A 9,608-nucleotide genomic window follows, 5' to 3' on the forward strand; every position below is an offset into this window, starting at 1 on the left:
AAATTGGTTCGATCGTTCGGACTTCAGTCCTCATAAAAATCCGAGGACTGAAGTCCGAACGATCGAACTTATCAAGATGATTTTAGCAGGCATGATGTCAGTCATAAGTCATTAGAAATAGCCTGCAAAAAAGCGAGTACCTCCCTGGGTTGAAAAGTGCTGTATCCGCTGCCTCCCCGCAATAAAAAATCTATAATTTTTATGCAGGTATAAAAATTATAGATTTGAGGTGCAAAGTCATGTTTCCAGTGTGGTTGCAGGCAGGATTTTGGGGTTTAGTGGGCGGTTCGGCGCTGCTACTGGGAGCGGCGGTGGGTTACTTTGTCCGCATTCCGCAACGCGCGATCGCCACAATTATGGCTTTTGGCGCCGGTGTGCTGATTTCGGCGCTATCTTTTGAACTGATGGATGAAGCTTACAAGCGCGGCGGTTTCGACTCGACGGCGATCGGCTTTTTGGGCGGCGCTGCTGTTTATACAGCCGCCAATTGGTGTTTGAGTCACCAGGGAGCAAAACACCGCAAGCGATCGGGCACTTTGCACCCAGCTAAAACAGAATCAAGCGATAGCGGATTGGCGATCGCCCTGGGCGCCTTGTTAGATGGGATACCGGAGTCGATCGTCATTGGCGTCAGCATGATTTCTGGAGGCGCTGTCAGTTGGGTAACAGTAGCGGCAATTTTTCTCTCCAACATTCCCGAAGGACTTTCTAGCGCCGCCGGTATGAAAAAAGCCGGAAGATCGATCGGTTACGTTTTTGGAGTTTGGGGGGCGATCGCCCTTATTTCCGGTATCGCAGCATTGTTAGGATATACGGTTTTCAGCCGCTTTTCTTCCGAAGTAATCGCCGCCACTACCGCCGTAGCAGCAGGAGGTATTTTAGCAATGATTTCAGATACCATGATTCCCGAAGCATTCGAGGAAACTCACGATTTTGCTGGTTTAATTACTGTCTGCGGGTTTTTAGCTGCTTTTGTACTCAGCAAGTTAGGGGAAAGATAATTAATCAGTCATTCCTCATTCCTCATCAGTCATTAGTAATGGAGAATAGGGAATCACCAATTGCTGAGATTTATAGTGTTTTTGATATCCCTCCCGACAAATTCGAGCTACTGCCAAGACGTATCAGGCAACAAAAAAGCTTATAATCAACATCAAAGACCTCAGCCAGTCAACAGGTGTTGGAAAATATATGTGTCTCAAGTCAGGGCATATTCTCCACGAAAACTACAAAATTATCAAGCAATTGGGACAGGGAGGGTTTGCGATCACCTACACGGCTAACGATCTAAGCAAACCCGGAAATCCCGAGTGCGTTGTTAAAGAAATTCCTTTTCCTTCATCGAAGGATCCGCGCGTCTTGGAGAATGCCAGGACGCAATTTGAAAGGGAAGCTAGCGCTTTGTACCGTCTCAGAAATCACCCGTGCATTCCCGAATTATTCGCTTATTTTAAAGAAAATGATTATTTTTACTTAGTTCAAGAATACATTAAAGGAAATCGCCTCACGGAAGAACTCACTCCAGGTAAACAGTGGATGGAGGCGGAGGCGATCGCCTTGTTGCTGGAAATTTTGGAAATTTTAAAGTTCGTCCATAACGAAAATATTATTCACCGCGATCTTACACCTTCTAACTTAATTCGGCGCACAACAGATAACAAAATTGTTTTAATTGATTTTGGGGCTGTCAAAGAAATCAGCACTTTGACGGCTGACTCTACAGGTAGAATATTCACATCGCAGGCGATCGGCACCAGCGGTTATATGCCGGCAGAACAATCCAACGGACGTAAAGCTCAACCTTATAACGATATTTACGCCGTAGGAGCGATCGTCATTCAAGCTCTAACTGGACAGCATCCCAGAGATCTGCCGGAAGATCCCAAGACTTGTGAAATTATCTGGGATTACTCGATGCACAACCGACAGATTTTACAAGTTAGCGATCGTCTAAAAAATATTCTTAATAAAATGGTTCGCTACCACTTTAAAGACCGCTACCAATCTGTGACTGAGGTTTTAAAAGAGTTGGACGCGATGCGAGATTCTCCATTACCCGAAACAGAGCCTCAGAAAGCGATCTCGCCCAGGCCGGCTAACCCGCGGCCCCAGTCACCCAAACCACAGCGGGTGTTGCGAGATCGCTTTCGCTGGCTGGTGTTAGGTGTTGCGGTAATTGCAGCAGGGGCGATCGTAATTTCAATCCCCAAAATTTACCCGCTAATCCCCAGAATTTCCCAGCCACAAACCCTACCTACACCCTCCGCCGATGGTGTAAGTTCCGGTGAAAAACTCCTAGTACAAACCTCCGCCCTTTGGTCAAAACAAAGGGGAATCAATGAGTTTGCAGAAGCCAATTATTCAGAAGCTTTAAAATTGCTCAAACAGTCTTGGCGCGAAGACCGCAGAGACCCCGAAACTTTAATTTACATCAACAATGCCCTGCTCAAAGCAATCAATGCAGAGTATTATACCATCGCAATTGTTGTTCCCATCCGCAGAAAGGATGACGGTAGCATTCTCAACGCAGATTTAGCTGAAGAACTGCTGCGAGGTCTTGCTCAAGCTCAAACCGAAGTTAATTTAGGTCTTCTCGCTGCAAATGACAGCAATAAAGATTTTCCAGGTCAAGGCTTTCTCGACCCAAAAGCTATTAAAGGAAAAGGTCTCAGAGTCATCATCGCAGATGACGGCAATATCAAATCCTACGCAAAGCAAAGGGCAAATTACCTAGTCACTCAGCCCGAGATTTTAGCCGTCATCGGACACTACACCAGCGACATGACCGTAGAAACAGTAGATATTTACAATCAAAATAAACTCATCGCTATTTCTCCGGGAAGCACAACAGAAGAACTGACGCGCAAACCTCGAAAATATTTCTTTCGCACTGCTCCGACAACCAGCATAGAAGCTGAAGGTTTAGTTAATCAACTGATGCAAGTCGGGGCAAAAAAAGTAGCAGTTTTTTACAATCCCAACAGTCCGTTTAGCGCTTCTTTATGGGAAGAATTCAAAAAGCAATTTGAAGCCCAAGGAGGCTCGACTTTTAGGATCGTTAATTATTACGACTTATCTAGAAATGATTTTAACGCCGAATCAGCAATCAAAGAAGTTGACAAAGCCGGAAAAACAGCCATAGCTGTCATTCCCGACGGTCAAGTTACTAAGGCTGTAGAAAATGCGATCGAAATGATAAAAGCGAACAACGATCGCAATTGGATTGTCGGGCCGTGGACTCTGTACGAACCGAGAACGTTAGAAGCAGCAAAACAGCTAAAATCGGTCAACAAACTCGGCATCTCCGTGTTTTGGCATCCGACAATCAGTTTTGACCAAAAGTTTCCAGTGAATGCTGAAAAATTGTGGGGAGGCCCGGTCAATACTCGATCGGCCTTAACCTACGATGCCGCCAAGACCCTGATTAAAGCCCTAGAAATGCAGCCAGAACCCAGCCGCGAAGGAATGCAACAAACCTTAGCATCTCCTGACTTTAAAGCCGACGCAGCCACGGGTATAATTGAGTTTGACTCGACGACAGGAAATCGGAAAAACCCTCCTAAACGAGTCGCGCACATTGTGCCGTGTGCTAAAGAAAAATTTGGCCTTACCTTTGTGCCGATCGAATTTCCCACAGCCGCAGCCGCAGGTTTAAAGTGCGATTGAATTAATATCTTGTCCCATTCTCAACAAACCTGTAGGGGCGGGTTTTACCAACCGTAATTGCCTCTCAATCAATAATCTCATAAATCCGCCCCCCGCCACGGTAAATCGCTATTGCGACTATCGCGACAAGTGCAACATATCAATTTATTCGATATATTAAACAAAGCTACTCTTATTTATAATAACGCTTATGACGGTCAATCTCGCTCCCTCAACAAGTTCTAGCCTCAAACCAGAAGCCCAGAATATCTTGGCACTCAAACAAGTCTTGCAGACGATTGATGCCGATAGCTGTCCGGGTTCCTATAACTTCCATATGCACACAGTCTACTCCGACGGGCGATTGCAGCCACAGAAATTGATGGAACTTGCGATCGCAGGCGGCCTCAAAGGCTTCGCTATCACCGATCACCACAGCACCAAAGGCTACGTTCAAGCTCAAATTTGGCTGGATAACTGGAAATTAAAGCATCCCGACAGGACTACCGCAGCGCCGACTCTTTGGACGGGCGCTGAAATTAACGCTGAATTGCTCAACAACGACGTACACATTCTCGCTTACGCCTTCGATCCAGAACATCCCAGTCTCACACCTTACTTGCGAGGTAAAGGTACAGAAGGCCACGCTTCTTATTCCGCAGCCAGGGTAATTGAAGCGATTCAGGAAGCAGGAGGTTTAGCAGTTCTAGCACATCCTTGCCGGTATCGATCGATCGCAGATCAACTAATTCCAGAAGCCGCCCGTCTGGGCATTGACGGCGTAGAAATTTACTATGCTTACGGTAATCCTAATCCTTGGAAACCGAGTCCCAAACAAACTGCTTTAGTCAAAGATTTAGCTGAAACTTATGGTTTGTTGGGAACTTGTGGAACTGATTCTCACGGCCAGAGTCTTTTAGTCCGAATCTAGATACTTCGGGAATTGGGAATTGGGAATTGGTAATTGGTAATTGGGAATTGGTGCGTGACAGTCCAAAGTCACAAGCCACAAGTCAAAGTTTTCTCACTCTCACAAATCCTACAACCCAGATTCCGAACTCGAATTGTCATCTGGTTGCTGAATCTGAGTTAAAATACAACTATCCAGATATTAAATACAGAGAGTTAGTAAAGCCGTGCCTGCTAAAGATATCTTTCACGAAGTCGTTAAAACCGCTCTCCAGAAAGATGGATGGCAGATCACTCACGATCCATACATTTTACAAGCAGGAACTCTAGAACTTTACATCGACTTGGGCGCCGAAAAGGTGGTTGCAGCCCAAAAAGACGGACAGAAAATCGCCGTTGAAATCAAAAGCTTTATTGGCCCATCTAAAATTTCCCAATTTTACACAGCTTTAGGACAATTTATTAGTTATAGAGCAGCTTTAGAAAAACAGGAAGTTGACCGAATTTTATACCTAGCAGTACCTAGCAATGTCTACGATAGTTTTTTCACAACAGGGTTTATTCGGTCTGTGGTTCAACAAAATCAAATCCATTTGATTGTTTATAATACAGAACAGGAGGCGATTGCACAATGGGAAATGTAGACCTTTATCGGCAACACATCCAAAATCTGCTCTCCCAACACGCCAGTCTGGTTTGGGATGAGCGCATTCAGGCTCAAACTATCTTTGATACCACTCGCGATCATTATCAATTAATCTATGTGGGCTGGCGCAATCAGCAGCGAATTTATGGCCCTGTTTTGCACTTGGATATTATAGATAATAAAATCTGGATTCAGCAGGATGGTACTGAGGTGGGTATTGCCAACGAACTTGTTGACTTAGGAGTTCCGAAACAAGATATTATACTGGCTTTTGACCCGCCTAACTGGCGACATTTGACTGAATTTGCAGTAGGATAAATTACGTTTTATAGTATTTATAAAAATTCGTACAACAAAACAATTGTTGGGGCAAGTGTTACGGAGAGTTGTTTACCCAAAAATTGTGTAAGGTGCGGATCTATGAGATTGTTGGTTTTGCATTTAATAGTGCGAGCTCTTAAGCTCGCACTATAAGAAAAAAATGCTTTTTACAAAAATGAGATGCTCCCTGCGTCGCTATGAGATTGTCGGTTGAATTGAGGGATTTTTAGTGGCGACACACCCTACAACTGTCAACTGACAACTAACAACTAACAACTGTCAACTGTCAACTGTCAACTGTCAACTGACTAACGTTCCGGGAACAACTGACAAGCCCTGATAGTTGGCTGATTTGCCCAATCTAAGCGAGAAGTGCCAAATCGATCCATCCAACCTTCTAAATAAGCCCGATTAGCCTTTTTTTCCTCAGGATCGGAGGTATTCATGGGATGAGGTGCTAAGCCGAAAATAGTCGCTGTCGTCACGCAAAACATCGACTTCTGAAAACTTTGGCAAATTTGCACGCGCACATCATCTTCGCCGCGACAGCTAGTGCGGTAAACTTCGTGCAAATAATCGGGCAGAAAATGCCGCATATCTTGCATCAATTGAGTTGGCGGAATTCCTGCACCTCCTATGGGTAAAGGATCTGCAAACAAAGCCCCGTAGCTAAATTCTTTTTGTTCTTCTGGGATTTGATGTGCTTGGGCGTTGTAGGAAACTGTGCCAAAAAAAGCTGTTCCTCGAAAGAAAACTGCTTCTACATAAGGTACTGCTACATCTGCTAAAAAGGTCAAGTTGGCCGATGCGGGCAGGATATCGTAGACTTCGCCGCGAATCTTGACGCTGTAGGTGATTGGTAGGCTTGCGGCGCTTACCAAACCGGCTAAGACGAAATCTACTATCTCTGCGATCGACTTAATTGTACCGGCTTCGTAGCGATCGGACAAATCGATAAACAAATCGCTCATTACCCGCCAAAACTGCCCCAAACCCGTGTAATAAGCCAACATCCGCACTTGTTCCGGCAAAAACTCCGGGAATGCTTTGTGGAGTCCCTGCATCAAAAAGTTGCCTTTTAACTTAGCTGCGATCGCCTTTTCGGCCAAAGTGCTAAATTCTGGAGAATCCAAATAACTGTCCATACCGCCGCCGCCGTGCCAAAGCATGGTTCTCATGCAATACTCAGCATACTCAAAATTAATGCGATCGTGCCACAAATAGCGCATTAATTTCGGTGCAGTCACTTCTCCGTTGAAATATTTGAAAAACGGGAAAAGCACTAAAAATTGTTCTTCAGCGATGTAGTTGAGATTGCGGGAATAGGCATCGAGAACTACGCCGTAACTTTTGAGAACGCCGACAACTTCTACTACATTCTCCGCCGATTCTGGAAGCAAAGCTTTGCCTGATTCCAAGATGTCAATGTAGGCTGCTAGAGGATGGGAAGAGGGTTTTAATACGGTACTTGTCATTTGATTTGAACCTTAATTGAATAACTGTTTTATTACCGAGAAGTTCAGAATCGAGAGAAAGGTTTGATCGTTCGGACTTCAGTCCTCAGAATTTGAAGAGGACTGAAGTCCGAACGATCGAACCTATGGAAGATATTAGCCCAAGTTTTGAGCAACTTGTTTAACTTGTGCGGGTACAGGGGATACTAAGCCGATCGCAGTTTTCTCGCTCAAAGCGACTAAAACCCCGGGCTGTACTCCCATGATGGCGATGATTACTGCTAAAACCAGCGAAGGAATGCGATCGCCCCAGCGGACTTGCGGCAAATTGACCACCAAATCGGAAAGGCGCCCGAAAAAGGCACGGTTGACCATAATTAAAAAGTAAACTGAAGTCAAACCAGTCCCGATCATGCAGAGCAAAGTTTGCACGGGAAACACTGGTAAACTGCCCCTAAATATCAAAAATTCAGCAATAAATCCGGACAATCCTGGAATGCCGGCACTCGCCATTACACCGACAATCATTAAACTGCCAATTACCGGCAAACCGCGATCGGGATTGAACAAACCTTTGAGTACATCTATGTTGCGACTACCGGATTTTTTGTAAACAATCCCGACACTCAAAAATAGCAACCCGGAGATTAAACCGTGGCTAACCATTTGCAACACAGTTCCCATCATACTAATCGGAGTCGCTGCGGCGCTAGCTAACAAAATGTAGCCCATGTGCGCGATCGAACTGTAAGCTACAATTTTTTTCATGTCTTTTTGGGCGATCGCGCAACTAGCCCCGTAAAGCACGCTTACCACCGCCCAACTCGCCAACCAAGGTGCCGCCACCGCCCACGCATCCGGGAACAAACCCAAACCAAAGCGCAGCATCCCGTAAGTTCCCAGCTTCAAAAGTACCCCCGCCAGCAGCACCGAAACCGGAGTCGAAGCTTCTACGTGAGCATCCGGCAGCCAAGTATGAAAAGGCACTAATGGAATCTTAATCCCAAAGGCGAGCAATATCCCTGCCAGCAACACAATTTGTCTGACCAAAGGCAACGGCGAGCCTCCTTCCAAATGCGATGCACCGGCTGCACCAACCATATCAAAACTAGAAGCACCGCTGAGCCAAACTACACCCAAGAAAGCAGCCAGCAATACTATTCCCGAAAATGCAGTATAGATTAAAAACTTAGTAGCAGCATAGCCCCGGCGCTCGCCTCCCCAAATTGCAATTAACAGGTAAAGCGGAATTAGTTCTACCTCGAAAAACAGGAAAAATAGCAACAAGTTTTGAGATAAAAAAGCTCCGGTGACGCCGCCGCTAATTAACAGCATCAAAGAATAATAAAGTCGAGGTCTGCGGATCGCCTCATCCGTAGCGTAAATCGCTACTCCTGTCAGTAGGGTATTTAAAATTACCAAGGGCAGAGACAAACCATCAACGCCGAGATTGTAATTAAATCCCAAATCATCGATCCAAGGAATAAATTCCGAAAACTGTAAATCACTTGTACTGGCATCAAACTGAGCTGCCACAAACACCGATAGAATAAAAGTTACACCCGCAATGGCGATCGCGGCATTCCGAACTATTTTAGAACCGATCGCACCGGGCCAAAACCCAATCAGGGCGGCCGCCAACATTGGTATCCAGATTAAAGCACTGAGCATCAATTAAAACTTCCCTTGTTACGCAGCTTTTAGAACTATATTTAACAGTAACGCAAACCAACTACATAAAATAGCGATCGGCTAATTTTCTTGTTAACATAGATGCAAACGTCTCGAAAATCCTCCTATGACCTCAATTATTAGCGATCGAGAAGATTTACAAATTCAATCCGGTTCTCTTTCCACCCGCCTCACAGTTGACCACTTGGAACAACTGCAAGGTATACTCTGCGAAGCACATCTAGACTACCAATTAGAACTCGTAGACGGGAAGATTATAGTTATGGGCCCATCCGACATTGTATCGAGCGAAATAGGACTTGAGTTTGGCAGTCTTTTGCGTAACTGGGTTAAACCCCGCAAACTCGGACGAGTTTTTGAGTCCAGCGGCGGGTTTATTCTCCCCAATTCAAACCTGACAGCACCCGATGTTTCTTTTGTGTTAGCGACACGTCTCAAACAAAGCAAACGGTATTTTGCCGAACTGGTTCCAGATTTAGTTGTAGAAATCAAGTCTCAGTCCGATCGCCTCAAACCCCTCCGAGACAAAATTCTATCATTTATCGAAATGGGAGCACAAGTAGGAATATTAATCGACCCCGACAAACATACAGTAACGATTTACACTCCTACAGCCGAGCCAGTTGTATTGAGAGACGGCGACATCATTTCAATTCCCCAACTTTTGCCCGGTTGGGAAATTCCGGTTGCCGAATTGTGGCCGATAGAATTTGAGTAAAATTAGATAAAAAAGCAGACAAACTCAATAAAATCATCTGCGTTCATCCGCGTTCATCCGCTGATATCTGCGGTTGAAAATTCAATAAAATTAGATCGAAAGCAGACAAACCCAGAATAAATTCATCTGCCCTCACCTGCGGTTGAGAATTGCCAAATAATCAGCCCCCAATAAAATCATCTGCGTTCATCCGCGTTCATCCGCTGATATCTGCGGTTGAAAA

General features: G+C 45.1%; 8 protein-coding genes. 6 read left to right on the forward strand and 2 right to left on the reverse strand.

The genetic code is table 11. The features are described 5' to 3' along the window. The first annotated feature begins 239 nt into the window (after positions 1-239). The 5 genes from QT974_RS10840 (at position 240) to QT974_RS10860 (ending at position 5,518) form a co-directional block, all read left to right on the forward strand. The gene (locus QT974_RS10840) at positions 240-1,001 is read left to right on the forward strand and encodes a ZIP family metal transporter (protein ID WP_333468496.1); all 762 of its coding nucleotides are present in this window, start codon (positions 240-242) and stop codon (positions 999-1,001) included. A gap of 190 nt (positions 1,002-1,191) precedes the next feature. Then, positions 1,192-3,666, forward strand: coding sequence for a bifunctional serine/threonine-protein kinase/ABC transporter substrate-binding protein (locus QT974_RS10845; RefSeq protein WP_333468497.1), 2,475 nt, complete (start codon positions 1,192-1,194; stop codon positions 3,664-3,666). A 190-nt stretch (positions 3,667-3,856) separates the two neighbouring features. After that, complete coding sequence (locus QT974_RS10850; protein ID WP_333468498.1) at positions 3,857-4,576, forward strand: PHP domain-containing protein; 720 nt, start codon at positions 3,857-3,859, stop codon at positions 4,574-4,576. 205 nt (positions 4,577-4,781) lie between these two features. After that, positions 4,782-5,198, forward strand: a complete 417-nt coding sequence (locus QT974_RS10855) for an element excision factor XisH family protein (RefSeq protein WP_293189563.1) — start codon at positions 4,782-4,784, stop codon at positions 5,196-5,198. Then, complete coding sequence (locus tag QT974_RS10860; RefSeq protein ID WP_333468499.1) at positions 5,186-5,518, forward strand: XisI protein; 333 nt, start codon at positions 5,186-5,188, stop codon at positions 5,516-5,518. Before QT974_RS10855 ends, QT974_RS10860 begins: the two co-directional genes overlap by 13 nt. A 311-nt stretch (positions 5,519-5,829) precedes the next feature. Here QT974_RS10860 and QT974_RS10865 read toward each other — a convergent pair whose 3' ends face one another. Together QT974_RS10865 and QT974_RS10870 are read right to left on the reverse strand one after the other, a co-directional pair. Beyond that, positions 5,830-6,996 carry a CO2 hydration protein gene (locus QT974_RS10865; RefSeq protein ID WP_333468500.1) on the reverse strand — a complete coding sequence of 389 codons (1,167 nt, stop codon included), beginning with the start codon at positions 6,994-6,996 and terminating at the stop codon, positions 5,830-5,832. 135 nt (positions 6,997-7,131) lie between these two features. After that, positions 7,132-8,646 carry an NADH-quinone oxidoreductase subunit M gene (locus tag QT974_RS10870; protein ID WP_333468501.1) on the reverse strand — a complete coding sequence of 505 codons (1,515 nt, stop codon included), beginning with the start codon at positions 8,644-8,646 and terminating at the stop codon, positions 7,132-7,134. A gap of 127 nt (positions 8,647-8,773) precedes the next feature. On the opposite strand from QT974_RS10870, the gene QT974_RS10875 reads away from it, so the two are divergent. Next, complete coding sequence (locus QT974_RS10875) at positions 8,774-9,385, forward strand: Uma2 family endonuclease (protein WP_333468502.1); 612 nt, start codon at positions 8,774-8,776, stop codon at positions 9,383-9,385. The last annotated feature ends 223 nt before the right edge of the window (positions 9,386-9,608 follow it).

Origin of the sequence: Microcoleus sp. BM001215392 (assembly GCF_036700185.1) — a bacterium.
Classification (GTDB): domain Bacteria; phylum Cyanobacteriota; class Cyanobacteriia; order Cyanobacteriales; family Microcoleaceae; genus Microcoleus.

What these genes read in the sequence shown, in the direction of transcription:
- QT974_RS10840 (WP_333468496.1), top strand. Translation starts at nt 240, where the DNA reads ATGTTTCCAGTGTGGTTGCAGGCAGGATTTTGGGGTTTAGTGGGCGGT.
- QT974_RS10845 (WP_333468497.1), top strand. Translation starts at nt 1,192, where the DNA reads ATGTGTCTCAAGTCAGGGCATATTCTCCACGAAAACTACAAAATTATC.
- QT974_RS10850 (WP_333468498.1), top strand. Translation starts at nt 3,857, where the DNA reads ATGACGGTCAATCTCGCTCCCTCAACAAGTTCTAGCCTCAAACCAGAA.
- QT974_RS10860 (WP_333468499.1), top strand. Translation starts at nt 5,186, where the DNA reads ATGGGAAATGTAGACCTTTATCGGCAACACATCCAAAATCTGCTCTCC.
- QT974_RS10865 (WP_333468500.1), bottom strand. Translation starts at nt 6,996, where the DNA reads ATGACAAGTACCGTATTAAAACCCTCTTCCCATCCTCTAGCAGCCTAC.
- QT974_RS10870 (WP_333468501.1), bottom strand. Translation starts at nt 8,646, where the DNA reads ATGCTCAGTGCTTTAATCTGGATACCAATGTTGGCGGCCGCCCTGATT.
- QT974_RS10875 (WP_333468502.1), top strand. Translation starts at nt 8,774, where the DNA reads ATGACCTCAATTATTAGCGATCGAGAAGATTTACAAATTCAATCCGGT.